The 26,418-nt window shown below is 49.9% G+C and carries 17 protein-coding genes and 1 pseudogene; 14 read left to right on the forward strand and 4 right to left on the reverse strand.

All coding sequences use genetic code 11. The features are described 5' to 3' along the window. The first annotated feature begins 14 nt into the window (after positions 1-14). The 11 genes from HP568_RS23485 (at position 15) to HP568_RS23535 (ending at position 17,975) form a co-directional block, all read left to right on the forward strand. A complete protein-coding gene (locus HP568_RS23485) occupies positions 15-3,992 on the forward strand; it encodes a hypothetical protein (protein ID WP_173630381.1) in 3,978 nt (1,325 codons plus the stop codon). Positions 3,993-4,049: 57 nt separating this feature from the next. Beyond that, positions 4,050-4,685, forward strand: a complete 636-nt coding sequence (locus tag HP568_RS23490) for a CIS tube protein (RefSeq protein ID WP_173630382.1) — start codon at positions 4,050-4,052, stop codon at positions 4,683-4,685. Positions 4,686-4,692: 7 nt separating this feature from the next. Continuing rightward, the gene (locus HP568_RS23495) at positions 4,693-5,808 is read left to right on the forward strand and encodes a phage late control D family protein (RefSeq protein ID WP_173630383.1); all 1,116 of its coding nucleotides are present in this window, start codon (positions 4,693-4,695) and stop codon (positions 5,806-5,808) included. Next, complete coding sequence (locus HP568_RS23500; RefSeq protein ID WP_048034034.1) at positions 5,805-6,530, forward strand: phage baseplate assembly protein V; 726 nt, start codon at positions 5,805-5,807, stop codon at positions 6,528-6,530. The genes HP568_RS23495 and HP568_RS23500 overlap by 4 nt, the downstream gene beginning before the upstream one ends. Positions 6,531-6,546: 16 nt before the next feature. After that, positions 6,547-6,948, forward strand: a complete 402-nt coding sequence (locus HP568_RS23505) for a GPW/gp25 family protein (RefSeq protein WP_048034033.1) — start codon at positions 6,547-6,549, stop codon at positions 6,946-6,948. Positions 6,949-6,996: 48 nt separating this feature from the next. Beyond that, positions 6,997-10,071: a putative baseplate assembly protein gene (locus HP568_RS23510; protein ID WP_173630384.1), complete on the forward strand. Its 3,075-nt coding sequence runs from the start codon at positions 6,997-6,999 to the stop codon at positions 10,069-10,071. Positions 10,072-10,088: 17 nt separating this feature from the next. Then, the gene (locus HP568_RS23515) at positions 10,089-12,332 is read left to right on the forward strand and encodes a putative baseplate assembly protein (protein ID WP_173630385.1); all 2,244 of its coding nucleotides are present in this window, start codon (positions 10,089-10,091) and stop codon (positions 12,330-12,332) included. A gap of 33 nt (positions 12,333-12,365) precedes the next feature. Beyond that, positions 12,366-14,465, forward strand: coding sequence for a phage tail protein I (locus tag HP568_RS23520; protein ID WP_217366741.1), 2,100 nt, complete (start codon positions 12,366-12,368; stop codon positions 14,463-14,465). Between the two features lie 36 nt (positions 14,466-14,501). Further along, complete coding sequence (locus HP568_RS23525) at positions 14,502-16,139, forward strand: hypothetical protein (protein WP_173630387.1); 1,638 nt, start codon at positions 14,502-14,504, stop codon at positions 16,137-16,139. A 78-nt stretch (positions 16,140-16,217) separates the two neighbouring features. Continuing rightward, positions 16,218-17,042 carry an aldo/keto reductase gene (locus tag HP568_RS23530; RefSeq protein ID WP_173630388.1) on the forward strand — a complete coding sequence of 275 codons (825 nt, stop codon included), beginning with the start codon at positions 16,218-16,220 and terminating at the stop codon, positions 17,040-17,042. Between the two features lie 186 nt (positions 17,043-17,228). After that, the gene (locus tag HP568_RS23535) at positions 17,229-17,975 is read left to right on the forward strand and encodes an IclR family transcriptional regulator (RefSeq protein WP_017250488.1); all 747 of its coding nucleotides are present in this window, start codon (positions 17,229-17,231) and stop codon (positions 17,973-17,975) included. A gap of 71 nt (positions 17,976-18,046) precedes the next feature. Here the strand turns inward: HP568_RS23535 and HP568_RS23540 are convergent, their stop codons facing one another. Next, positions 18,047-19,012: an NAD(P)-dependent alcohol dehydrogenase gene (locus HP568_RS23540; protein ID WP_173630389.1), complete on the reverse strand. Its 966-nt coding sequence runs from the start codon at positions 19,010-19,012 to the stop codon at positions 18,047-18,049. Between the two features lie 178 nt (positions 19,013-19,190). Between HP568_RS23540 and HP568_RS23545 the strand changes: the two genes are divergently transcribed. The 3 genes from HP568_RS23545 to uvrA all read left to right on the forward strand — a co-directional run bounded on the left by HP568_RS23545 (position 19,191) and on the right by uvrA (position 23,079). Further along, complete coding sequence (locus tag HP568_RS23545; RefSeq protein WP_173630390.1) at positions 19,191-19,823, forward strand: TetR/AcrR family transcriptional regulator; 633 nt, start codon at positions 19,191-19,193, stop codon at positions 19,821-19,823. 9 nt (positions 19,824-19,832) lie between these two features. Next, positions 19,833-20,336, forward strand: coding sequence for a DUF4188 domain-containing protein (locus tag HP568_RS23550; RefSeq protein ID WP_173630391.1), 504 nt, complete (start codon positions 19,833-19,835; stop codon positions 20,334-20,336). Between the two features lie 301 nt (positions 20,337-20,637). Continuing rightward, positions 20,638-23,079: an excinuclease ABC subunit UvrA gene (gene uvrA / locus HP568_RS23555; protein WP_173630392.1), complete on the forward strand. Its 2,442-nt coding sequence runs from the start codon at positions 20,638-20,640 to the stop codon at positions 23,077-23,079. Between the two features lie 60 nt (positions 23,080-23,139). Here uvrA and HP568_RS23560 read toward each other — a convergent pair whose 3' ends face one another. From HP568_RS23560 to alr, 3 genes and pseudogenes are all read right to left on the reverse strand, one after another. Beyond that, the gene (locus HP568_RS23560) at positions 23,140-23,463 is read right to left on the reverse strand and encodes a DUF3892 domain-containing protein (RefSeq protein ID WP_048034023.1); all 324 of its coding nucleotides are present in this window, start codon (positions 23,461-23,463) and stop codon (positions 23,140-23,142) included. Between the two features lie 36 nt (positions 23,464-23,499). Then, positions 23,500-25,091: pseudogene (locus tag HP568_RS23565) on the reverse strand (alkaline phosphatase family protein). Positions 25,092-25,172: 81 nt separating this feature from the next. Beyond that, entirely contained in the window at positions 25,173-26,357 is a 1,185-nt protein-coding gene (alr, locus tag HP568_RS23570; RefSeq protein ID WP_173630393.1) for an alanine racemase, read from the reverse strand. Positions 26,358-26,418: the final 61 nt, after the last annotated feature.

Below are 26,418 nucleotides of genomic sequence, written 5' to 3' on the forward strand. Positions count from 1 at the left end.
GAGCAAAAGAAACGATGATAACGATCAAGGCGCTCCTACCTTCGCGTCGTCCATCACTGCTGCCAAGGGCGTCCAGCCAAGGCTTTGCACAAAGCATCATGCAGAAGTATCGGCACGAGGAAGGTCGAGATCCCGCCTACCTTGCTTTGATCCATCGTGATTTTTCGCCGAGTATCGGAGGGCAGGAAAACCACTTTCATCAAGCCTTTATTCATGTACACATGCAGGTACAAGTGGACTCCTACCTCGGATTGAATCGAGAAATGCTGCCGAACGGACAGGCTGGCGTCCCAGGGACAAAAGAGCGTGCGGTGATCATCCAAGCATCGGGACCAGGACGAAAAGTACGACCAGCTACTTTGATGCATGAGCTTTTGCGGAAGTGGGAGTCATCCAAATTAATCGAGAAGGTCTACCTGCCTCGGATCACCGTTGTCTCGAATGGAAGAGATAGATATCGCTCGTCCAGTTATGTTCAGTCTTCGGTTCAGCGAGCAAGCTTACTTGAAAAATCACAACCACTGGGACGGTTCAGCGAGCAGATAAGCACGGTCGATTTTGCTTCGCCTCTTTTGAAAGCACTAGTTTCAGACAACAAGGAAGCCGTACGTGAAAGATTTTGGACGCTTGGGACTTCCTATGGTTCGCCGGGATTTTTGGTACACACGGCGCGAATTGGTGAGCCTGGTGGACTCAAGACCATGCAAAAAGCACGTGAGCGGATACGGCTCGAATCAGCGACAAGAGTAGCTGCGATCTCGATTTCACGTGTCGGAGCGACGGGTTTTGCAGCTAGCCGATTCGAACGGTTTGGGGTTCGCGATTTTTTGCAGTTGATCGGTAGAGGGATGGAATCAAAGGTTGGGACGTGGTCTTTTCCTGTTTTGCTAAAAAGAGCAGAAGGACGGGCTACAAGCTTACCTTTGGATCGCTCGGTATGGACAGAGAAAGTCGGAATGGACGGCAGAGAATTCGTAAGACAAATCGAAAGCCAAATCATTCATGAAAGTACACGTTGGTCTGTAGCTTCCCATCAGACTGAGCTTTGGGGGCGTTGGTGGGGAAATTTGAGTCTGTACTGGCGGGAAAGTCGAGCAACTTGGCTGCCTAGGACGATGACCACGAATCTACGGCCACGTGTTTTACAGCCAATTGTTTTCGCGAGTAGCCGTCAACATCCGCAAGCGAAAAGCGAGTGGATGCTAGAAACGCTGTCTGAAGTCTCTTCTAGCTCATTGGAACGGAAGATACTTCAAAGCATTGAGGCTTCGAAGATGTTCTCGTCCGTATTGCCTGGTATGCTTCATCGAGCGGATGCCAATAGGAACAAACAACTGGTTCATTTAGCTCAACAGTTTTCGACGGCAGAAAGAGAACGTGGGCTAGCAGTGCTTGGTTCTCGACAGAGGTTGAAGCAGATAGAGAGCGGGCGGGAAGAACAGTCGAGCACTTTGGTGTATTGGTTGCGTCAGCTTGTCATAAGTCGAGAGCGACAAGCAACTGTGCTTGCATCTCGGGTAGAGCAGGAGCAACTGGGTAGCATTACATTTCACCCTTTGCAACTGCTTTCTTCCGAATCCATCGCAACAAGGAATCAGTTGACATTACAGGAAGCTAGGTTGAACGAGATTGTCAGGGAGCAGTGGGAGCAGTCCATTCGCTTGAGATCAAGCCATGGGCAAACTCATCCGGGCAAAAGGAGCATGATCCCGGTTGCCTCGCGTGCTTCGTATCAGCAGTCTGACATGCTACAGCATGAGTGGTGGACGGGTTTGGCGTTACACGTTTTACACCCCATCTCCCGAATAGTTCCGCTTCTCTCGCAGTCAGTTGTCAGGAAGTCGATCGCTGCTTATTGGATACAGAGCTTCCAGTCAGCCAATGCTCCTGTTTTCTTTGAAAAACGAGGATGGTTGAACCAGCCTTGGATCAACGAATATCTTGAAACTCATAACGAAATCGAGCGTGAGCCAGCCGGTATAGCTAGTACTGCACGGTTTGTATGGAATCGCTTCGTGCCTGTCTTCCATACGAATCGCCAACACTGGCAGACGCTACAAAATCGTATCGCAAGCTCTACCCGTCAAGAGACGAACGAGAAGTCTGTGATGGCGTGGGTGCATCTTCAACAGCTCAGAGCAAGGGAGCTCCTGGCTATTAGCACTCATGCAAGGAACCTTCTGAATGAGCCGGAGAACCAATCTCCGTATCCTGCGGCATTAAATACGCCTAGTAGATGGTTGATGCACCTGCGGAATGTTCTGACCAAAGAGAGCGCATCCCAAGGCATCTCTCAACCATTTTCCCAGCCAACCATTCATTTTCTGCAAAATATGCACCTTATACAGATGTCATACGAGTTGGTACGTCAGCTACTATTGCTTCAGGGTGGGAAGGACAAGCAGACAGATTTTGCTTTCTCTTTCTCCAAGAATCAAGAAAAGTTCAGCCTGCTCGAACGAATAGCGACGATCTCGATGGTACACGAGCATGAGCATCGTCCAATACGGAACACCGTCTTCCTAAAAAATGAACAGAGTACAAGTCGAGCATTCGTTCATACTCATCGCCATGAGCGGGAAGCCGTATTCCTCAGGCAGAACCGCTTTGATTCTGCAATACGTCGTGCCACAGAGTGGATTGGACTTGGAGAAGCCGATCATCAGCGATTGTACGACACGTCTGTGAAGCCGTTGTCTATCACAGAGAACGCCTCTGATAGAAAATCAATGCGACGGATAGCTGCTGGATGGAGTGCGGAACTAGGACTCACGATCCTCTTACAAAAAAGCGCGAAGCTCGCAGCGATGAGCGAGTTTGCAAAGATAGGCGCAACAAGCACAAGTGGGAAAGCTCCCCCGAGCAGTGAAAAGCAATCGAATGATCAGTCAAGGTCTCGCATGGGCGATAGCAATTCATTACGAGAAAGCCGTCAATCCCGTGAAAGCCGCTCCCGCTTCTTGCAGCAGACCACCAGCTTTTGGACAAGCTCAGTTGCCCTACGTGCTCACGCTTATCTTCAAGTCATGGAGCAAATCAGAAAGGCTATCCAGACTGATTTTCGGACGGCAGCATATGTCCCAAATAACCATCACTCACTCTCGGCTGTTCTGAACCGACACGATACACAAATGGTTGTTCAGAAACGATGGGGACCACTCGCTAGCCATGTGCATGGTCAAAGCATAGGGATGCTCGACAGTTCCGTTCACGAGAACAGAAGCAAACGTGCAGCAGAGCGACTACCACAAAAAGGTCGAGTCAACAGCTTGGAGCCATTTTCTCACCACCGTCCAATCAAATCTGGTTCATTTGCGAGAGAAAAATCCATTGATTTTGTCTTGGATAGATTGCATTCACGACAGCGTAGTAGCCGCAGCCGTTTTCAACAAAGCAACCATGAGCAGATTCTGACAGTCAATTCGAAGGCACAGACGATTAAACAGCTAACTCGTAATGAGGCACAGGAGGTCGAGATTCAAGACGCTCGACTCACCCCCCTGCAAAGACCAAGGCTATTCAATCTGGGGTCAACACCAATGGCCACGGGAAAAGTGAAACAGGCGGAAAAAAACACATCCCTAACACTTGTTCCAAAGTCAATGGTTGCCATGACAATGCAGCCTCCACTCCTGCAACGAAAGCAACAAGCTCAAAGAGCGCCTGGGGAATCCGAGCAGCGCTCCCTGTCTGAAAACACAACCCATATTCATCGACAAGCGTTACGCACAGTGGACAGTCACGAAAGCCCTGCTGCTACGGTTCAGTCACCGCCATCTATGGATTATCTGCGAAAAAGCAACCAGTCTCAAGAAACCGCCCTGCAGCAGACGACAACACTTCCACTCCAACGACAAGTCGATCTACACGTGCAAGAGAGGGCTGGCAATCAGACGTCGTTATCTCCACAAGAGGTAGATCGATTGATGGATAAAATGATGAAGGAGCTGGACAAGCGCCTTACTCAAGAGCGGCAGCGACGAGGTCTATAAGCAGGAATCGCCGCATTCACAGACGACTATTTCTTCGGTAAAGAGAGGCAAAAGCCAATGATGGGTCAGGAGAAAAAGGCCAAGATTTTAGTGGATCGCAACGGGCAAGGAGACTTCAAGGAGAGTATTTCCGTTCTCTTTAACCCTTCGGAATACAAGGTAGATGCTTCCAATAACTACTCTTGGCAAAAGATATTGGGGCAATCGGTACCAGTCGGAATGTTCACGAGCGGTGATATCGAGACATTATCGGTCGACTTGTTTTTTGATACATACGAGGCTGGAGTGGATGTGCGTGCCTTCACGAATCAGGTGCTGGGATTGATGGCCGTAGAAAAGAAAATCAGTACGCCACCCCTTTGCAAATTCGTCTGGGACAGCTTTCAATTCACCGGTGTTGTCGAGAAGGTTTCGCAGCGGTTTACGATGTTTCTCGACCAAGGGACACCGGTAAGAGCTACGTTAGGCGTCACCTTTAAAGGCACGAGCGTGAAAAAGTCTACGGACGATATCGGGGCTGCAAGAGAAAAGGTCGCACAACAAACAGTCAATCAAGGAGACCAGTTGTATTTGATGGCGTATCGCTCGTACAGTGATGCGTCGAAATGGCGAAACATTGCGAACGCCAATCAGATCGACAATCCCAGACTGCTAAAACCGGCTAGTACCCTGCATGTGCCACTTGTGAGGTGACGAGAGCATGAGCGAATTGAAATTGACGACAGACCGCCATACCTTCGATGACCTGCGCCAAACGTACAACAACTTTCATTCCCCAGCCTTGGAAATACTCGTTGGAGGGAAAAAACTGATCAGCCAAGTAGGTGTCGCCATTACCAAAGCGACGATCAATTCCAGCTTGGAAGGCAAAGCGGATACGTTCTCGTTTTCGGTAATCAATGCTTTTGATACGGCAAAGTGGGAATTTCGCTGGGCAGATGATTATTTGGTTCCTGGCAACGAAATCGAGATTCAGTTGGGCTATGGAACCGAGCTATCCAGCCTCTTTTACGGGCATATTACAGCCGTTTCGTTTGCCTGTGAGGAGACGCCAACTATTACGGTAAAAGGGATGGATAAATCGTTCCTGCTTATGGTCGATAACAAGTCTACTTCCTGGAATAAAAAGAAATACAGCGATGTCGTGAAAGAGCTGGGACAGAAATACGGCTTGTCGACACATGTGGATGATACGGTTCATACAATCGAGACCATTACAAAGACGGTCTCCGAGACTGACTTTCAATTTTTAAATCGTCTTGCAAAAATTTGTAACTACGACTTTTTTATCGTCGGGAAGAACTTATATTTCCGTAAGCCACTGAGCAACATGACGCCGGTCCTCACCTTGATCTGGGGAGTTTCCTTGCGCAGCTTTTCCGTTGATGTCAACATTGCTTCCCAAGCTTCCTCCTATACGGTGAGATGGGTAGACAATGACAAAACAACGGTGCTCCAGGAAGCAAAAGCAACAAGCACAGATATCGGGAAGCTCGGGACCAATTCGAAGACAAGCGCTGATCTGCTGAAAGCAATCGGTGATTATTTTGATAAATACGAGTCTACGAAAAAGCTGGACTCACCTGAGGAAATAAAAGCAGTTGCCAAAGCACGCTTGAATAAACTCGCCATGAACCTTCTCGATGGCAACTGTGAAGCAGTTGGTCTGCCAGAAATTCGTGCTGGCCGCTATATCATGCTAGAGGGCATGGGGAAAAAACTGAGTCAGCCTTATTACATCACATCTGTCACACATACCATCGATGTGGCATCTGGCTATGTTACGACGTTTCATGTGAAGGGAAATACGATATGAGCTTTGATCATTGGTTCTACCAGGATGAAATAACAGAAGAAGAACGGGCAAGAATCCACGGTGTCATTGTCGGTATTGTAACGAACAATGAAGACCCGGAAAAGCTCTCTCGTGTGAAGCTGAAGCTGCCTCTGGTTGATAATGAGCGGGAGACGGATTGGGTGCGAATCGCCACGCTTTTTGCAGGAAAAGATCGCGGCAGCCTGTTTATTCCAGAGGTAGGCGACGAGGTGCTGGTCGCGTTTCACTGGGGAGATGTACGCGAGCCGTTTGTAATCGGGATGCTCTGGAATCAGGAAAACAAAGGTCCGGAAATGGCAGAAAAAAACAACATCCGAAAAATCACGACCCGTGCAGGCCACGAAGTGATTTTTGGCGATGATCCGAATGACGGGAAGATCACGATTGCCACGAAAAAAGGACAACAGGTGGAGCTGTCGGACAAGGATGAAAGCATTGTGCTTACGGAGAGCGGTGGAAACAACCAAATCTCCATCAAAGGCGGCAGCACGGGCGAGGTTACGGTGAAGAGCGGCTCAAGTACGATCACGTTGAATGCAAAAGGGCAAGTAACCATTCAGTCAGACACATCGCTGACAATCAAGTCCACGCAGTTGAATCTGGAGGCGCAGGGAGCCATGTCGATTAAAGCAGGAGCGTCCCTAAACATCAAATCTGACGGAATTGTTGCCGTCAACGGTTCGGTGATCAAATTGAATTAATTCATGGGGGGATTCCATGCAGCAGCCATTCGGTGAAAAAGGATGGAAGTTCCCTATTCAGGTGGATCAGGCTACAGGTCGTATTCGTTTGTCCGATTACGAGGATGACATCGCAGAAGCCATTCGCATCATTCTTTCCACAGCAAAGGGAGAGCGTGTGATGCGACCGAAATTCGGGAGCGGATTGCAAGGCTTCATGTTTGATGGTACGGACGGAACGAGCCTGGCTTTGCTCCAGTCGGACATCGCAGAAGCGATCATGATCTGGGAACCGCGTGTGCGGGATGTGCAGGTGGAGGCCAAGGTCGACAAGACTCATTCTGAAATGGTGAACGTTACGATCAGCTATACGGTACGTGCGACAAACAAAGGCTATCAGTTGTTGTATCCTGTCCATCGTCTCGGTCCACGTGGATAGCGCAAGAGTCCCAGCCGCGTGAAGAAAAAAGGAAGGGAGGTGGGTAACGTGAAACCACCTTTGGTCGATCCGCGGGACATGCAAGCAGTCATCCGAAAAATGCGCGAAATGGTGCCATTCTATACCCCGGAGTGGCGATTCACTCCAGAAGATCCTGATGCGGGTACGGCTTTATTTCTCCTTTTCGCAGACATGCTGATGAATAATCGTGAGCGTTTGAACCAAGTGCCCGAGCGAAATTTTATCGCTTTTCTCAATATGCTCGGTGTCGGAATGGCTCAGGCACGACCGGCAGAAACCTTCTTGACATTTGAATTGAGTACAGGTGTGCAAAAGCCAGTTTGGATTCCGGCGGGCACAAAAGTTTCGGGGAAGTCTGCCCTTGGCGATGAAGTGGTTTTCGAAACAGATCAGCCTATGCTGGCTACCCCCTCTCTCCCGACAGATCTGTTGTTTTCCAATGGCAGTCGAGACTTTTTAACAGATGTAACGAGTTGGCTTGGAACAAATGCCCCCCTCTCTCTCTTGGACTGCAAGGCTTTGCCTAATCATCAGGAGCATTGCTGGTATTTGGGACATGAGGACTTGTTTTGTTTAGGAGATCGTGCTTCGATCCAACTCACGATGGTTTCCAATCAGGAACGCTATTTGGAATCCTTGCTGACAGAGAAGCTGGCGAATCCAGAGCTGGTCGAGTGGACGTATCTGTCAGAGGGCGAATGGATTTTGTTCGACAAGATCGAGGCTGATCAAAATCGACTGCGCTTGGAAAAAAAGCAGCGGAAAAAATGGGAGTCTAGCCAAGTGCAAGGAATCGAAAATCGTTGGCTCCGTTGTAGAGTGAAGCCAGATAGGATTCATGAATGGATGAAAAATGGCGGGAGCACCTCTCTGACCCAAATCCAGATGAAGACGGATTTTTTGCCAACAGACGATTCGAACGGCCTTGCACCCGACATGCTTTTTTCCAATGATGTGCAGGTTTCCGGGAGTGGTTGCCTTGCATTTGGCGAGCAGCTCGCACCGTATGGCATGTTTTTTTTGTCCTGTGAAGAGGCGTTGACGAAGCCTGGTAGTACAGTCGCCCTGCGTTTTCGGATGAAAACGGTGCCTTATCCCGCTACGCATCTCTCACAACCGGAACCGAAATGGAAATGGATCATGAAGGAATCTTCCTTTGACCCTCCTGCGACGACACCCGTCACGATCAGCAAGGTGGTATGGGAATACTGGAATGGCAGCGGATGGATAGTGCTCCTGTCAGGAGAGGATCGTGAGAAGCTGTTTGCTGGCAGCGATTCGGATGAAGAGATTGAGGTTGCCTTTACGTGTCCAGATGATTTGCAGCCGACAACCGTCCAATCACAGTTAGGTTATTGGATTCGTGTGAGAATTCTTCAGGTGGAAGGCTTATATGGCCCGAATCCTGTATACATGGCCCCATGGCTGGAAGACATGCGCCTGACCTACTCGTACCGAGAGTCGCTGCAACAACCGGAAGTGATTCTCATACAGAACGACTTGGATTGGCAGCACCCTGTCAGTACAGGCCATCATCAGGCTAGCTTCCAGCCGTTTTGGCCGTCCGAATGCCTGCATCCCTCCGTCTACTTTGGATTTGAGCAGCCGCCTTTACAAGGACCGCTCTCTTTCTACTTTTCTTTTCTACCTATGGAAGAATCCCTGGGTGCTACTCCGGTTGTGCAATGGGAATACAAGCGCAAAGAAACAGGAACAACGTCGTGGGCCAAGCTGCAAACGATTGATCAGACCGCTGGTTTTACGGAAAGTGGTACCGTCCGATTCGCTGGTCCTTTTGATATGGAAAAAAGCAAAATGTTTGAGCGGGAGCGTTATTGGATTCGCGCCGTCAACGTAGACAATCGTCTTGGAGGAGGCGCTTTGGATGCAAGACTTCCTGTGCTAAGCGGCTTTTATCCGAATACGATACGAGCCATTCAACAGGAGACGATTCGCAATGAAATGGCAGAGCGGATAACAGAGGGGCCACAAGCCGAGTACAGACTCATCCGCCCTCCCGTCATGGGCGAAGAGGTATGGGTAGATGAAACAGGCTTCTTTTTACCGAGTGAACGAAAGAGCTGGTTGGAACATCCAGAAAATCGGGTGGAACTTCTTTATGATTCTGAGGGAAACGAGCAAAAATGCTGGGTTCTCTGGAAGCGAGTAGAGCATCTGCACGATTCTGGCCCGGATGATCGCCATTACTGCTTGGAGAGCGCTACCGGAAAAATTTTGTTTGGCGATGGTCGACACGGGAGGGAGCTTCCTCAATCCGGACTCGGTTCCGTGAGGGTGACGTATAAGGTTGGAGGGGGAACAGCAGGGAATCTTCCTGCTGGGCAGTTGAATCAACTGGAACAATCGATTCCATTTGTCCAAGCTGTCAGCAATCCGGTGCCTGCGATTGGGGGAAGTGATCGGGAGTTGCTGACGGAAGCCTTACAGCGCGGTCCTCAAACAATCAAGCATCGCTATCGAGCTGTGACGGCTGAAGATTTCGAATGGCTCGTCCGTGAAGCGCATCCGGAGATACCCAAAGTGAAGTGTTTGCCGAATCGGAACAGCCGCCTGCAAAGAGAAGCAGGGCATGTCACTGTGATCGTATTGCCCGCAGCGGGCTGCTTCGGTACGCAATTTTTGGAGCTTCGGCGTTCTGTCACGAACTACTTGCTTACACATGCGGCAGCGACGGTAGCCTCTCCCGAGCGGATTCATGTCAGGGAGCCTGTCTACTTGGAAATTGCAGTGACGGCAGAGCTGGCAGTGGGGGCTTTGGACGAAATCGTTGAGGTGGAGCTGGAGACACTCGGCAAGCTCGCACGATTCCTTGACCCGATAACAGGAAATCTGCACGGTGGGGGTTGGGAAATAGGCCAGCGTGTGCATCCTTCGCTCTTATTTGCGTTGTTGAAATCCGTAAAGGGCGTCCGCTTTGTGGATCATCTGACCTTGGCTGTATTTCGAACGGAAAATGGGCAACGAAAGGAAATACTCGCTTCTGAATACGAAACGATCGTACATGGGATTGTCACAGAGGGAGCCCATCGAATCAGCGTCCGCGTTCACGAAGGCCAGGCTTTCTTCCCACCCAAACATTGAAAAAGGAAGTGCGCGCTATGCTTCCATCCAAGAATCTGGATGATCGCCACTTTGAGGAGATCGTCGAACAAGCAAAAAACGCGATCCCCAAGCTGCAGCCAGAGTGGGGTGATCACCGTCATCACGATCCGGGCATTACGCTTTTGGAGATGTTCGCGTGGTTGATGGAAATGCAGCAATACTATCTCAACCGGATCACAGAAAAGAACGAACGCAAATTTTTGCAGCTCATGGGTGTACACCCAAAGAACCAGTCATGTGCGACGACGGATGTAACGTTTTTCGACGTGTCAGAAGAAGCGATCCTTCCGGAGAAGACGAGATTGTTCGCGGGGAATCTTCCTTTCGAGACGGAACATTCGCTTGTTCTGGTACCAGCCAGCCTGGAGCGTGTTCTGGTTCATACAGAAAGCGGGACGACCGATGTGAGTTCATCCAATGCGCATAACGGTGTTTCCTACTACGCATTTGGTCAGGAACCAAAGATAGGGAACAAGATTTATTTAGGCTTTGATCGGCCATTGCCAGTGGGGAGGGCAGTCTCCATCGGTTTGCGCCTGTTTGAAGACTATCCTGTCCCAATCGTCCCGCTTACGCCCACATCGCTTTTCGTTCCATCGGCCACTCTCGAGTGGGAGTATTATGGACAAAACGAAGGCATGAAAGAAACGGGTTGGAGTCCGTTGCCACGAGTCTCGGATGAAACGATGAATCTCTCCTTTTCGGGACGAGTCCTAATTGAGTTGGAAGGGACAATGAAGCCAATCATGCTTTACCCCGCCAATGATCGGCCTCGATTCTGGCTCTGTGCGACATTGCGTGCAGGTCGATTCGAATTGGCTCCTCGCATGGAAAAAATCGAGCTAAACACCGTGAACGCCATCCAACGCGAAACCTTCAGCCAAGTGTGGGAGTACGATGGAACGGGTCAAGTGGATCAGCAGATCGTCCTTGTAAGCTCGTTACTATATGAAGGCACAGTAGAGGTTCAATGCAAACAGGGGCATGATTGGCAAAGTGGATGGAATCAAGATGAACCAGACCAAGCTGATACAGGTGTATTTTCATATCGCGTTTCGCGGGACCCAGAACAGGGCGCAACGATGATTCGGTTTGGGAGTGCAATGCCTGAGGGCCGCAGAAATATTCGGGTCATCGCCTATCGGAGTGACTTTGCAGGGCAGCGGTTGATTGGAGAAAGCAGTGGATTGCCACATCAAGTGTTTCGGCTGAATGTCCAATCGATCTTGCCAGAAACGTTTGTCATTCAGGTGGCAAGTCAGGTCGAAGGCTGTCCGTTTCCGGTCTGGGAAGACTGGTCGCTGGTCACTGATTTTGACCGATCGGGGCCAAAGGATCGCCATTTTATGCTGTATGATGCGGACGGAGCAGAGATTGCGTTTGGTAACAATGAGCACGGAGCCATTCCTGAAAGGCTGGAAGGCATGGCGGGCATTCGGATCATATCTTGTCAGACAGGCCAAGGTGCGAAGGGGAATGTACAGGGTGGCCAAATTACTCGGTTCCTCCCGCTTGCCCAGCAGCGAACCCACGCGCAGGTGACCAATCCCCGTCCAGCCAGTGGGGGAAGCGAGCGCGAAACGATCGATCAAGCCAAACGCAGGATGAGAATGGAATGGAAAAAACCACAGCGGGCCATTACAGCAGAAGATTATGAGGCCATTGCGCTAGCGACTCCCGGGTTGCGAGTGGCCCGCGCGAAGGCAATCCCCCTGTATAAAGTAGGGGAAATGGGAGTATCCGAGCAAAGTGCAGCCGCTCAAATGACCGTCGTCATCGTCCCGTTCAGCGACCAGCCGACACCACTGCCAAGTGAAGGCTCCTTAAGGACCGTTCGCCACCAATTGGAACAGCGAAGGCTGCTGACGACAGAAGTCCATGTGGCCGCTCCCGCCTATATCAAAGTGACCGTTTTCTCCACAATCGTGGTAGAGCCTGCGTTTGCAGACAAAAAGCAGATCGTGCTACAGGCACTGAAGCAGTATTTAACACCATTGAATGTCCAAGATTCTTCGACTTTTCAAGGAAAAGGATGGGAATTTGGACGGCCTGTTTATAAAAGCGATCTCTACGAGGTATTAAACCAGATCGAGGGTGTGCTGTACGTGACGGATTTGTGGGTTTCCGCGGAGGGCACAGGCATCATCAGGGATGAAGGGGGAGATATTCAGATACCACTTCATGCGCTGGTGTACTCAGGAGAGCATGTTCTGGAGCTCATTGTGGATAGAGAAAGATAGACGGGAACAAACGGAGGAGTGGGCGTGGATACAATGAATCGTTTCTTTTCCCTGAACAATCCGTCCGATTGGCAGCGGGGGGTCTGGTATAACCTTCACGTCTCCAACGAGGGGATCGCGCTGAACAAATCGCCCGAATATGTGATCGATCATGTGCATCTGGCTGGGACGACACATCACTCTCGCCTCTTGGATTTTGCCATTGCACGGGTTGGCTCGTTGCTTTGGTTGGATGAAAGCGGTCATATCACGCATTGCGATGACAGCAACAACTTCAAGGAGACTGTGTTTCGCGCTGGACGCGGGCTGTTTTCCAAAGACTCGTTTCTCGTCGCTAACGATAAATACGTGTACATTATCGACCCCGAAGCGAGGAGAAAAGTCGGAGCGTATTCCATAGCCAACGGCCAGTGCGTTTGGAGCTGGGAAGAGGGGGAGGGACAGCAGCTTTTTCCTTTGGATGCAGGGTTGGATGAAGAAGGACATCTTTACATCACGACACCCGTGGGCGTAGATCGAGACGACGAACGGAAGGAAATCGCGGCGGGAACACAAGTCGTCGTCCTTCGATTGAATCGGGCAGGTAAGATTGACGCTACATACACACATACGGAATTGAAAGTAACAGAGACAGCGACCCTTTGTGAGATCAGGCGAAAAAGGTTGTTTCGCCTGTCCGTTGCCGAAGCAGGCAAGGTATATCTATTTTGGACACAGACGAATCAAGTGTTTCGGTTCTCTTCGAAAGGCTCCGATGTGTGCACGCTGGCGATCCCGCCAGGAACCAAGCCCACGGGATTTGCAGTGGGTTCAGGTCCTATTCTCTACGTGGGTGATAGTCGTTCCATCGATTCGGCTCATGATCATACCCGATTCATTTTGCGTTTTCAACCGACGGGAGAAGCACTTGCGCCATTGACCAACTATCACGGACGTGCAGACAAGCTCGTTTTTGACAATCAGCAGCGGCTGTATGTTTGGGACGCACAGAAAAATGTTCTGACCATGTTGAGACTCGTCTCGCGGACGTCCAACCTGGATGAGACAGGAATACCGATGGGCATCTACTTCTCTCGTGCATTGGATAGCGCGGAATTTGAAACGGTGTGGCATAAAATCAAGCTGGATGCAGACATACCGGAAGAAACGCAATTACTCATCTCGACGTTTTCTTCTGATCGAAAAGAGCATGTGATTCATGGAGCCGTCCACAATCTGGATGACTTTTTGCTGGCAGACGACACGGACTGGAAAACCAAGCTGCAAAGGACGGCCAATCTATGGTCGGAGCCGGTAATCAACGCCTCAGATGCGTTGTTTCATTCAGCAAAAGGCCGTTATTTATGGCTCAAAATCGAATGGCTCGGTACTGACCGCCATTCCCCGTTGCTCAGGCAAATGCGGATTTACTCGCCGCGCGACACCTTTTTGCGTTATCTACCAGCGACTTATCAAAGTGATCCTGCCAGTGCTGATTTTTTGGAGCGTTTCCTCTCCCTTTTTGGGACGTTTTACTTGGAGCTGGAGGAACAGATTGATACCATCTCGCGGTTGTTCGATCCTGATACGACACCCGGAGAGTTCGTCCCTTGGCTCGCTTCCTGGTTGGGGATGGGCAGGGACGAGCATTGGACAGAGGCGCAGCGACGAGAGCTGATTCGCCGCGCACCGGAGCTGTATGCAGAGCGGGGCACTCGTGCGGGCTTGGAAAAGATGGTAGAGCTGTATACCGGGGAGCGCCCGATGATCGTTGAGTATTTTCAAATCAGGGACATGAAGGCGATCCCGGAGCTGCACGAGCTGATCTCTTCCTTGTACATGGATCATCCGTACCAATTTTGCCTGATCGTTTCGCAGGAATGCGCGAAAACAGAACGGGAGCAGTCGGTTCTGCAAAAGATTTTGGAAGATCAAAAGCCTGCTTTTACAGAGGCAAAGCTCATCGTTCTGCGCCCGGGCATCTACGCCGACATCCATAGCTACGTGGGGATTAATTCTTATTTGACGGAGCCATCGTTCCTTACACTTGATCAAAATTTATCCATGCCACACAACACGGTGCTAAGCGGGAACGACCGTAGCAGACGAATCGATTATGACACCAGGATTGGCCTGGATGCAGAGCTGGAGTAAGAAGCCGAGATTTTTACGCAAAGTGAGGTGTTCGAGATGAAGAATCTGCGTTATTTTCCACATGAACGGAATGTGTATTTCAAAGGGAAGCTGTTGACCGTCAGAGATTTCGAATCAGAACAGCGCTATTTCAATGACAAACGCCGACTCACCAATCGATTGCTTCACGGGGGTGGAGTGGTATGCGGTTTGCAGGTGATCGCTGTGGACGAAAAGCAGATTTCGGTTGAAGCTGGAGTCGCTCTAGATTATCTCGGGAGGGAAATCGTGCTTCCTGAGCCTGTGAAGCTGAAGCTGTCCATGATGGAAGGCTTTAGCAACAACGACTATGCGAAAAATGTGTACGTCTGCTTAGCCTATGATGAAAAAGGCAAGGAACAGGTCTTCTCCGTCTCTGAAACCGTCGAGCAGGAAATGGCTGAATACAACCGAGTGGCAGAAGGATATCGGCTTTTTATCAAAGAGGAGGCACCACATCCTGCTTCCATCGAAGGGGTGCAACTGGTAGAGCAAAGAGTGCTGCTCTATGCAGATCCACAGGTGCGCATCTGGCAGGCTACCCCACGATACGTCAATCCGGGTGAAGTATTTTCATTGCAGTTGCACGTCGAGAAGACGGTACAAACGTCACGCGTACAGTTCCAATACAAGCTGGCTGCACCAGGGCTGACAGTCATGGAAAGCAGTGATGGTAGTGTATCCTTCTTAGAGCCTGTTGACGCAAAAGAGACGGATTATGTCGTCTCCATTCCGATCAAGGCTGGCCGGGATCGCGGTACGGTAGAGCTGGCAGTGCTGGGTGGCAAGGCAGAGGTTCGACTCGGCGATCGCTTGCTGCATACCGATCTCGTTTCTGTAGGGAAAATCGAAATCACGTCAGACGATCTGGTAGAGCGGCTCGTGTCCGATTACTACAGTCGCAAGCTGGATCAGGTGACACATGCGAACGAACAGCCTTTTCTTTATTTGGCAAAAGTATGCTTGCTGCAAATGAATGCGACCTATGTGATTGAGAAGGTTGTTCCTGTTCCGTTTGGGGAGTACGTGTATACACCAGCACTTTTGCAAAAGCTTGCGTTGCGTGCGCAGAAGGGAAACCCAGTCGAGCAAGGCTCTCATGCAGATTCCTTTCGGGTGACCACGCGCGTGAAAGAAATAGCGGCAGGTGATAAGCCGCAGTTCGATGTGAGCTACGATAAACTGGCGTCTGTCTACCAGTTTGAGCTTGGACTGCCCCGGCCTGGAAAGGCAAATGAACAAGTAGCAACAGGTGTGGTAGAAATACCGATTGAGCCGTACTTGTCCAACTGGCCGTTTGGGGTCAAGATCGGCAATCGTTATTTTTCGGAGGAGCTCAAGCACTCCCTCGGGAAAGGCAACGTGTATGTCAGTGCAGGAATCGAGGATTTTCATGCAGATGTGATCGATGAGTTGCTTTCCCAACATGAGCAAGTGATGTACGGGCATAGCAGTGTGTTTGATGATTCGGAGTATGCGACAGATGCAGCGCATTTTGCCGTAGGGGTCATCGTTTATCCGCAGAAAGGAACGTTTCGGATCGGTGTTCAGGTGAAGGGACCTGTTCAGACAGAACGGGTAAGGATCAGATGGTGGGCGATCAAACCGCTGGCAGCAGGGACAGAGGACGTGGTGTTTCAAGATTCGCAAGAGTAGCAAGGTTTTCCTCATTTTGTAAATATGCTACACTATCTGAATGTAAGTACATATCAGCGTAAGACGGGAGGAGATCCAATGGCAACACATATCACAGATCATTCCGTTTTGAACAACGGGGTGAAGATGCCCTGGCTGGGTCTGGGGGTCTGGAAGGCAAAAGACGGAAACGAAACGTTGGCCGTCCGATCCGCGATTGAGGCGGGTTATCGCAGTATAGACACGGCAGCTATCTACGGCAACGAAGCCGGAGTAGGCGAAGGAATCCGTCAAGCCGGGATTGCTCGCGATCAATTGTTCATCACGACAAAGGTGTGGAATGCGGATCAAGGCTACGAGTCAACGCTGAAGGCTTTTGATGAAAGTATGAAAAAATTGGGTACCGATACGCTGGATTTGTACCTGATTCACTGGCCCGTAAAAGACAAGTATGTCGATACATGGAGGGCCTTGGAAAAGCTGTACCGCGATGGATATGTACGTGCGATTGGCGTCAGTAATTTTCATAGCCACCACCTCGAGGATTTACGCCAACATAGCGAGATCATTCCAGTTGTCAACCAAGTCGAGTATCATCCATTGCTTACTCAAAAAGAATTGCATGCGTATTGCAAAGAGCACCAAATTCAACTAGAAGCATGGAGCCCGTTGATGCAAGGAAATCTCGATCATCCTCTCTTGGTAGAATTGGGACAAAAATATGGCAAGTCGCCTGCACAAATTGTGCTTCGCTGGGATTTGGAAAACCAAGTGGTCACGATTCCTAAGTCGATCACACCAGAGCGGATTCGCCAGAACGCAGATGTTTTTGACTTCACCCTCAGTGCAGAGGATGTAGAAAAAATCACTGCCCTAAATGACAACAAGCGTTTTGGGCCAGACCCAGATGATTTTGATTTTTAAAGGGACACGGATAACGCATAAACGGGGAGCCGCAACAGGTCGGCTACCCTTTTTTCATTCCTGTCTTTGTGCGGACCTCGGATTCGCTCTTTACTATGCTTTATTTTTTCGTATACTGAAAAGTAGCATATTCGTTTCATCAGATGAAACGATCGGAACAAAGTAGGAAGCAGGTGTCAAACACTTATGGAAGAAGAACAAAAAGCAAACGTTCGAGCAGTCGATCGGGCTTTGGATATCCTGCTCTGTTTTACGGACGCTACGGATCTAGGCCTGAGTGAGATAGCGAGTCGACTCTCCTTGCATAAAAGTACCGTGCATCGTTTGCTGGCAACGCTAGAGAACAAAGGATTTCTGATACGAGATGTTCAGACAGAGAAGTATCGACTTGGGTTTCGGGTTTGGGAGTTATCCGCCAATTTGTCGCAAAACGATGATCCAGCCATATTGCTACTGCCAGAGATGGAGCGACTGCGGGATTTGGTGGAGGAAACGATCAGTTTGTACGTACGAGATGGAAACGAGCGGATACGCGTACAGGCAGTCCAGAGCAAGCAACCGATTCGCAGGGTGGCGCCAATCGGGGCGCGTATGCCACTCACGGTGGGGGCATCCAGCAAAGTACTTGTTGCATATGCAGAGCCTTTCATTTTGCAGGAAGTTATCAGCGACCCGAATTGGCCTGACTATGTGAACAAGGAGTCTTTTATTGAGCAATTGGATCAAATCAGGAAGCAAGGCTTCGCGACAAGTGTGGAGGAACGGGAGCTGGGGACGGCAGCCGTTGCCGTCCCGATATTCAACCGCAACGGACAATTGGTAGCGTCTATTGCGGCGTCAGGTCCTTCTAACCGTCTGACTCCTGAAAAAATGAGCCAATATGCACCTTACATCATGGAAGCAGCCTATCGGATGGGAAAAATGATGAAATAACGAAGAAGCCAATCAAAACACAAAGAGAATGTGTTTTGGTTGGCTTTATTTATTGAACGATCGATGCGTAATCATTGGCGCACGGTTAACACCACGTTGCCTTTCTTATGCCCCAGCTCCACATAAGAGTGGGCCTCCGCTGCTTGCTCTAGCGGATAAATGCGATCGATGACGGCACGCAGCTTGCCGGCCTCGATTAGCTCCTTTACATACCTCAAGTCGTCCGCTTTTTCGTTCGCGGTTCCACCAATCACCTTCTTACCACTCGTCATGTTCGTCCATAACCCGCGAACGATTGGCAAAGGGCTGAAATGGACCGCTCGCAGGTAGTAACCGTTCGGTGTCAGTCGCTCGACGCATGCCTGAAACGGACTCTTTCCGACCGTATCGAAAATGATATCGTAGACCGCAGTCTCGTCCTCGAAGTTTTCTTTTGTATAATCGATGATTCGGTCGGCCCCCAACGATCTTACCAGCTCCACATTCGATGTGCTGCATACTCCGGTCACTTCCGCACCGAAATGCTTGGCGAGCTGTACCGCATACGTCCCGACACTGCCAGAAGCACCGTATATGAGCACACGCCTGCCGTGCTGGATATTGCCCTTCCGGAGAAATTGCAAGGCAGTATAGGCACCGACCGGAACCGCGGCTGCTTCCTCAAACGTCATGTTCGCAGGCTTCAGTGTAATACAACCGTTCTCAGGTAAGCATTTGTATTCGGCATACGCGCCGAAGCCGTTTCCGCAGGCAGCATAGACGGCATCCCCCGGTTTAAACTGAGAAACACCACTGCCCGTTGATTCGACAACCCCGGCTAATTCGAAGCCGAGAATCTTGATTTTCCTCGGCTTCCACAGACCATTAAACAGACGTGCCAGGAAAGGATCTGCCTTGCGTAAACGCCAATCCCCCGCTGCGGCAGTTGCAGCATAGACTTTGATTAATACCTCGTCGTCCTTCGGTACCGGTTTGGCGACATCCCGGAGCTGTAGGACATGGGGCGGCCCGTATTGCTCGTATACGATCGCTTTCATCTCTTCGCCCTCCAATTAGCCTTGGCTGTTTTCCTATTTTATACGGAGTCATTTGATTAAAGTTTTCATTTTTTTGAATAGGAGAGCTGTTTTTTTCTTACTCAAATAAAAAACTTTACTTAAGTTAACTTATATACTATGATAAACACAAGCAGAAATATGGAAAAAGGAGTACAAGATGGCAGAAGCATTATCACTACGCGAGAAAAAGAAAGCAAAAACCAAATTCGCCCTTCTGGACGCTGCCCTGGAGCTAATAGGCGACGGGAGCTTCCGGAATGTACTGGTGGATGACATTTGTGAACGAGCAGAGGTGTCGAAGGTCACATTCTTTAAATTTTTCCCGCAAAAGGAAGAGCTCTTGATTTATTACATGAGCATATGGCAAGCAGAGTGCTTTGTTGAGTTGCGGAGTACTGGCAAGAGGGGCTGGGAAGGCGTGCGGCATATTTTTGCCAAGGTTACGCGCGATAGCCAGAAGCAACCAGGAATTATGCTTAGCCTTATCAGCTTTTTAGCCGAGCAAAAAATGCACCCGTGTGTCCCGCTCTTATCTGAAGCTGAATTGTATTTGCGCTTCCCCAAGGAAGAGGAGAGAGAAGAGATTAGAGCTACTAATCTGCATCAAATATTGCAAAAGTGCGTGCAAGAAGCAGCCGAAGATGGTCAGCTTGCCCTTCATCTGTCGGAGGAGAAGGCCGTAATTCTGTTATTCTCGATGTTTTACGGAGCTTATCTGACGGCACATTTGTTTCATGTGTCTGATTATATGGCGTGTTACGAGCTGCACCTCAATTCTTTGATAAGGTAGGGGAGTCGGATGGCAAAAGTAGTTCCGGGGCGTTTTACAGCACAAATGGAAGGACCTTTCGTCGTATTTATCATCGGGATGCGAATCAACCGTATGCTTGCGGTTCACAAGTGGATGCCAGTAGCCAACGCCATGGGAGGCATGATGCGAGAATTGTATCAGCACCCGGAGCTCGGATTGTTAGGTCACACTTCGCATTTTAATCTGCGTGAAATCACTCAAATCCAGTACTGGCGGTCCTATGAGCATCTGGAAAATTATGCAAGAAAAAGCCACAATCATCTGAGCGCGTGGAGGAAGTTCAACCAAGCGGTTGGAACGGATGGAACGGTGGGGATTTTTCACGAGACGTACTTGGTCGATGCGGGAAAATACGAATGTCTTTACGGAAATATGCCTGTCTGGGGATTGGCCAAGGCAGGTGAGCATCTACCGGCAGTGGGAAAAAGGGAGACGGCACGCCGCCGTTTGGGCGGTGAGAATGAGCCAGCGGTTCCTACTCCTACACAATAAGAGAAGATACCTCAGAAGCTATTATATTTTTGTTGCAAACTAGCGGCCCTTTCTTCCTTTTAGAGCGATGCAGCATTGGACCAATCGTCCAACTGTTGCAAGCTCTAAGGAAGAAGAGGGCCGTTTTGTTCGAGAAAAACATTAAAGCTCCCTGACGTAATGCTTCGTGTTTCTAACAGTAGTCAAAGGGGCATTTTTGCAATAACCTTGGCACTTGCATGAATGTTGTAAAGTTGATCATGCAGGTCAGTCTTCGTTATTGAAAGGGACTGACATTTCAATCATGAAGGAGGTTTTTTGCATGAAAGACTTGATTCGCATTCGGGGAGCAAGAGAAAACAACTTGAAAAACATTTCTCTCGAGATTCCCAAGCATCGTCTCGTAGTGGTAACCGGACCATCTGGATCGGGTAAATCGACGCTAGCACTTGATATTCTGCAACGAGAATGCCAACGACAATATATGGAGTCCAGTGGAATGTCATCTGAATCACTAGCGAAGCCTCGTGTGGATTCGATCGAAGGACTGTCTCCCTCCATTGCGATCAGTCAACATGTGACCAACCGTAATCCCAGATCGACAGTTGGAACCGTCACAGACATGTATACCTATCTGCGGACAGTCTATGAAAAGAAGGGGGAGAGACGATGCCAGAAGTGTCACGCACCAATAGCACCTCCTGCCAATGGGGGAGAAACAGAAGTCGTCACGTGCCCGGTATGTGCCTATGTCCATCTCCCTCTGACCAAAGCAGATTTTTCGTTTAATACCCCCCAAGGTGCTTGCCCGACTTGCAGTGGATTGGGAACGGTCGTCGATATTGATGTGGAAGCCGTGTTTGATGAAACAAAGAGCATTCGGGAAGGAGCTATTACTTTTTGGTACGAGGCGATTAATGAATATCAGGCTAGCGTGCTTGCGGCGGCAGGAAAACACTACGGCTTGCCGATGAATCTGCCATTGAACGCGTACAACGAAGCGCAGTGGGATCTGCTCAAATATGGCGTGGAGAGCGAGGAGTTTTCTAAACACTTCCCTTCTGTTCAGCCCCCGAAAACGGTAGGGAAGGGAAGGTTTAAAGGTGTCATCACAGGCATGTGGCAACGATATAGAGAAAAAGATGGACAATCTGGTGAAGCTGCTTACTTTCTGACCCAACCTTGTCACGACTGCCATGGTGAGAGGTTAAAGGAGGAGAGTCGGCTCGTTACAGTCGAAGGCAGGACACTGCCGAGCCTATCGAAGAGCTCGTTGGAGGAGCTGGGGGACTGGGTGGAGAGTGTGCATGTACGAGCTGCCCGTGAAGGAGACTCGATTTTGGAGGCTGTTCTACATGATTTGCTCATCAAGATCAGGCGCGTCATCCATGTGGGGCTGGGCTACTTGACCCTCGATCGACAGGCCATCTCCCTTTCTGGCGGTGAAGCACAGAGATTGCGGCTCGCTTCCATTCTCGGCTCTGGCTTGACTGGCGTTCTTTATTTGCTGGATGAACCAACCTCAGGTCTACATCCAAAGGACACGGATGGACTCGTGAAGGTCATGAAGGAGCTGCGTGATTTGGGCAACACGGTGCTGCTCATCGAGCATGACCAACGAGTCATTCAAGAAGCGGATCACGTGATTGATGTGGGGCCAGGAGCAGGACGTTTTGGCGGCGAAATCGTCGGGCAAGGTTCGCTGAAAGAATTGCTGAACCAACCGCATTCTGTCACAGGCCGCTACTTGAAAGAACAGAGAGTACTGTCGTCCAAAGAGCGCAACGGAACAGGTGAGTGGATCACGATTGAAGGGGCAACGTTGCACAATTTGCGCGATGTGACGGTATCGTTCCCACTGGGAAGGCTGGTAGCAGTCTCAGGTGTCTCTGGCTCGGGTAAGTCGACACTCGTCTACGATTTGCTGGCAGCGGCTGCCGAGAAGCGCACCGGAAAAGCAGCAGGATGCCGTGCGATTACGGGACTCGAAGCCATTCAAAGCGTCATTACAGTGGATCAGTCGCCGCTATCACGCATGCAACGCTCCAATGTCTCCACGTACGTCGACTTGTATACGCTGTTGCGGAAAATATACGCTGCCTTGCCAGCAGCCAAAAAGCGTGGTTTGGATGCCAAGCACTTTTCATTCAATACGCCGGGCGGAAGATGTGAGCGCTGCGAGGGACTGGGGCGAGTGGAAGTGGACATGCATTTTCTATCCAACTTGCAGGTCGTCTGCCCGGATTGCCGCGGAAAACGATTTCGTCCAGAGGTCTTGGAGGTAACGTACCAAGGCTATACCATTTCCGATATCTTGATGCTTAGTATGGAGGAGAGCCTCTCCCTGTTCAACGAGCAAAAGAAGATGAGGCAATTGCTGATCCTGCTGTGTGAAGTAGGACTCGGCTACTTGCAATGGGGACAGTCCGTGACGACCTTGTCTGGTGGTGAAGGACAACGGTTGAAGCTGGCTAGGGAACTGAGTGCATCTTCGACAGGGCATACGCTGTATCTACTGGATGAGCCATCGACAGGATTGCATCCGATTGACGTCGAGAAGCTCCATGTACTCTTGAGCAAATTGGTCGACGCTGGAAATACCGTGATTATGGTCGAGCACAACACAGAACTGATCGCTGCTTCTGATTGGGTGATTGATATGGGACCAGGAGGGGGGACCTCTGGAGGGAACGTGGTTGCGAGTGGAACGCCAAAAGAAGTAGCTGCTACGAGAGAATCGATTACCGGAAAGTTTATCCACTAATCCAATACGCGTCGATACAAAAAGGTCGCCCCGTTTCTGCTGTGGGCGACCTTTTTGCCGTCAAAAGTCAGGAAGACGATCCAAATTGTTTTCCTTGATCCCGTCTGGCTCACTCCGCAGAATGTCTCTCCCATACTTATGAAACACGTCTACATGAGCCAACTTGCCAGCCTTTGCGTCGTTGAGTGCAGTGATATAGTCGAGCTCACGACCGGAGTCTGTTTTAAAGGCGATCAAGTCTCCATCGTCGTTTTTTCTGACGGCCACGATTTGCTCTTTTCCTGTATTCGTCAGTGGACTGTTATCATCGTTTTCCTGGATCGCCTGTTGTTCTCCAGCATTTTTGTAGTCTTCATAAATTTGTTCAAAGCTCCGTTGATCCATGCATCATTCCTCCTCATCAGTAAATAGTTGCCTCACTCATTCGGTTGTCAGGCGCAGCAGCCAGTCTTTCAAGTCAACGATACGCAAAGTTTTCGGCCCCGTGGTGGTCCCGGTTACTACCAGTGGAACGAGTGAGTCCACCTCGTGCAAGGAACCGTGTGCCGCTCCGCCGATATGGGTTGGAGAACTTTCCGTAATGAGCTCATGCCCAGGCCGAACAGTAACGACCACATATCTGCCTTCATGCGAATTCAGCGCACCGTAGAGCCTCGCCAAAACGTCCGGGTATTTCCCATACGTGATCCGGTTGTTCTTGATGGTCATATCGAGCAGACGCGGATCACCATCGAAGGTCCATGTTTGACCATATGGATCAGTATAGGGACCGTTTGGCTGGTAGGAAAACTGTCGGCTGATTTTGCCTGCTGTTACGACAATCTTTTCGTCTTCCTTACGCGCAATGATGTCCAGCTTAGGTTCACGTTGCAAGCGTTTTACAATATCGGATAACGGAATACGCGAGTCTAAGGCATAAATATAGGCCATTCGTTCGTTGGTCGAAATCACGACTTGGTCAGCAGGGGTGACAGGCTTACTGATTTTGGCTATTTGATAGTCGGTCAATAAGCTGCGCAAGTCAATGGTAGCGGCCTTGCGATCATCCAGAACAGCGCTCTGGCCACTGTCCCCATGACGATCCACCGCGCTTCTTTGATTGCCTTATCCCACGAGCCAAATGCATCGAATACGCCTTGAAGTGCCTTATCCGCTTTTTCAATCCCTTCGATCGTAGCGGGTCCTTTCTTATGTACTTCCATATCATTTTCCGGCAAGTAGGTGATGGTTAGAGGGGGGAGCTTCTTGTGGGCGATAAGATAGGCAGCCTCCTGCGCGGAAAACTCATCATTCATCCCGTATTTTCGCCAAATGCGCTTTTCACTCTTTTGATTCGGATCAAGCTGGGCAAATGCCGCATACGACATCAGTTTGGGTCCGGTCACATTTATCTCGCTCGGCAAACGTGTGCCGAAATCAATGAGACGGGGGATTTGTAAGGAGTGCGGCGTTTTGCCTCGCCATAGAATCGCATTGATGGAGGCGGTATCCTTGCCTTTTTCCGCCAATTCTTCATGAATGGTTTTCGTATGCGGATTGAGCTGGGCTAGGTTTAATTGATGAAGGATATCTAGCAGCACTTGTGGCTGATCGATCTTGAGCCCCTCTTTGGGACCATACCCGTAATAAATCATCCGCTTTTCCTTGTTGCTGAACCAGGATAATCCCGGTACATGATGCTCATTGGCATACGTCCCTGTAAGGAGGGTGCTGTCGATGGTTACCGACATGGTGGGAAATGAGCTCACAACTTGCGGGTAATAGCGCCCGTTTGCAAGCAAATAACCCAAAGCGGGAGCTCGGCCTTGCCGGATCGCTTCTTGCAGTGGTTTGTCCATTAACGAATCAATGAGAATGAGCAGGACAGGCTTTTGTGATTCATTTCTCTCAGCTAAGGGTTGAGCCTTAAGGCTATGCGGACGAATTTGGGAAGCTGAGTCTGGCTTGCAGCTGATCACAGTCAGACTCAGCGCCAACAGGAGAAGGATGGTGTATGTGAATCGCGACTTCATGTTTCCATTCCTTTTTTTTGCGAATTTGGTTTTCCTTATTTTTTGTTTTCGCGGAAAAATTATTCTCCAAGCCTGCCCCATTTAACCTTCCGGCAACAGATGAGAGATCTCTACAACGACCCCTTTTTCAAAAAACAAGCGAGGGATGCGATTACTGAGGGTGGCAACGACTTCATAGTTGATCGTCCCGAGCATTTCGGCAATCTCATCGACAGGAATCTCGAGGTTTCCTTGCTTTCCGTAAATCACGACCTCATCGCCTTGCTTTCCATTCCCGCCTTCTCCCAAGCTGACCATCATCTGATCCATCGTCACTCGCCCCGCGATCGGCAACCGTCTGCTTCGATAGAGGACGAATCCACGGTTAGAGAGTGCGCGCGAATAACCGTCGGCATAACCGATTGGAATCGTCCCGATGACCTCTCCGCGCTTTGCTATGTATGTAGCACCATAACTGATGGTAAACGGTGGCGTCAGCATTGTCTTTACATAGGAGAAGCGCGATTTCAAGCTGAGAGCCGGAACGAGCTTCACACGATTGAGTTGTCGGATATAAGCGGATGGATACAGCCCGTACATGCCGATTCCGAGGCGGATCATATCGGCACTGAATTCGGGAAAAGCAATGGTAGCAGCGGTGTTGCACATGTGTACAGTCGGAAGCTCGAACCCTTTTTCCTTCAGATAGCGAAGATACTGAACAAATAACTCGTGTTGCGCTTTGGTCAATCTCTGATCAGGCTCATCCGCAGTGGAAAAATGAGTGAAGATTCCGGTCCATGCAAGGGAAGAGCTTGACGTTAACGCTTTTACGACTGAAAGCAACCCAGATTTTGTTCGTACGCCCAATCGGCCCATGCCGGTGTCTACATTGATATGGATATTTAGACGATTGGAGAAAGCCGTTGATTTGACAATTTTATCTGCTTTTTTGATCCAATCGGCCTGAAACGCGGACAGCTCAATATTCCAGGCGACCGCCTCTTTGATACGTGAAAGGGGAGTGAATCCCAGCACGAGTATAGGTGCTACAATGCCCGCCTTTCGTAAGACGATGCCTTCTTCCAGGATGGCGACTGCGAGGGAAGTAGCCCCGTACTCGAGGGCATGGCGTGCTACTCCGACAGAACCATGTCCATAGGCATTCGCTTTTACAACCGCCATGATTTTCGTCTGTTCAGGAATATGCCGGCGTATCGCCCGAATGTTTTTCTTGATGGCATCGAGATTTACCTCAATCCAGGTTTCGCGAAACAACTGTTTCATCACGAATCCCTCCCTTTTTCTGGGAAACACTTCCCTCTTCCATGCGTATTCACCGCATCTC

This window comes from Brevibacillus sp. MS2.2, assembly GCF_013284345.1.
GTDB classification, from domain to species: domain Bacteria; phylum Bacillota; class Bacilli; order Brevibacillales; family Brevibacillaceae; genus Brevibacillus; species Brevibacillus brevis_C.

Excerpts from the sequence above, each read along its gene's own strand:
- HP568_RS23485 (WP_173630381.1), top strand. The coding sequence starts at position 15 with ATGATAACGATCAAGGCGCTCCTACCTTCGCGTCGTCCATCACTGCTG.
- HP568_RS23490 (WP_173630382.1), top strand. The coding sequence starts at position 4,050 with ATGATGGGTCAGGAGAAAAAGGCCAAGATTTTAGTGGATCGCAACGGG.
- HP568_RS23495 (WP_173630383.1), top strand. The coding sequence starts at position 4,693 with ATGAGCGAATTGAAATTGACGACAGACCGCCATACCTTCGATGACCTG.
- HP568_RS23500 (WP_048034034.1), top strand. The coding sequence starts at position 5,805 with ATGAGCTTTGATCATTGGTTCTACCAGGATGAAATAACAGAAGAAGAA.
- HP568_RS23505 (WP_048034033.1), top strand. The coding sequence starts at position 6,547 with ATGCAGCAGCCATTCGGTGAAAAAGGATGGAAGTTCCCTATTCAGGTG.
- HP568_RS23515 (WP_173630385.1), top strand. The coding sequence starts at position 10,089 with ATGCTTCCATCCAAGAATCTGGATGATCGCCACTTTGAGGAGATCGTC.
- HP568_RS23520 (WP_217366741.1), top strand. The coding sequence starts at position 12,366 with ATGAATCGTTTCTTTTCCCTGAACAATCCGTCCGATTGGCAGCGGGGG.
- HP568_RS23525 (WP_173630387.1), top strand. The coding sequence starts at position 14,502 with ATGAAGAATCTGCGTTATTTTCCACATGAACGGAATGTGTATTTCAAA.
- HP568_RS23530 (WP_173630388.1), top strand. The coding sequence starts at position 16,218 with ATGGCAACACATATCACAGATCATTCCGTTTTGAACAACGGGGTGAAG.
- HP568_RS23535 (WP_017250488.1), top strand. The coding sequence starts at position 17,229 with ATGGAAGAAGAACAAAAAGCAAACGTTCGAGCAGTCGATCGGGCTTTG.
- HP568_RS23540 (WP_173630389.1), bottom strand. The coding sequence starts at position 19,012 with ATGAAAGCGATCGTATACGAGCAATACGGGCCGCCCCATGTCCTACAG.
- HP568_RS23545 (WP_173630390.1), top strand. The coding sequence starts at position 19,191 with ATGGCAGAAGCATTATCACTACGCGAGAAAAAGAAAGCAAAAACCAAA.
- HP568_RS23550 (WP_173630391.1), top strand. The coding sequence starts at position 19,833 with ATGGCAAAAGTAGTTCCGGGGCGTTTTACAGCACAAATGGAAGGACCT.
- uvrA (WP_173630392.1), top strand. The coding sequence starts at position 20,638 with ATGAAAGACTTGATTCGCATTCGGGGAGCAAGAGAAAACAACTTGAAA.
- HP568_RS23560 (WP_048034023.1), bottom strand. The coding sequence starts at position 23,463 with ATGGATCAACGGAGCTTTGAACAAATTTATGAAGACTACAAAAATGCT.
- alr (WP_173630393.1), bottom strand. The coding sequence starts at position 26,357 with ATGAAACAGTTGTTTCGCGAAACCTGGATTGAGGTAAATCTCGATGCC.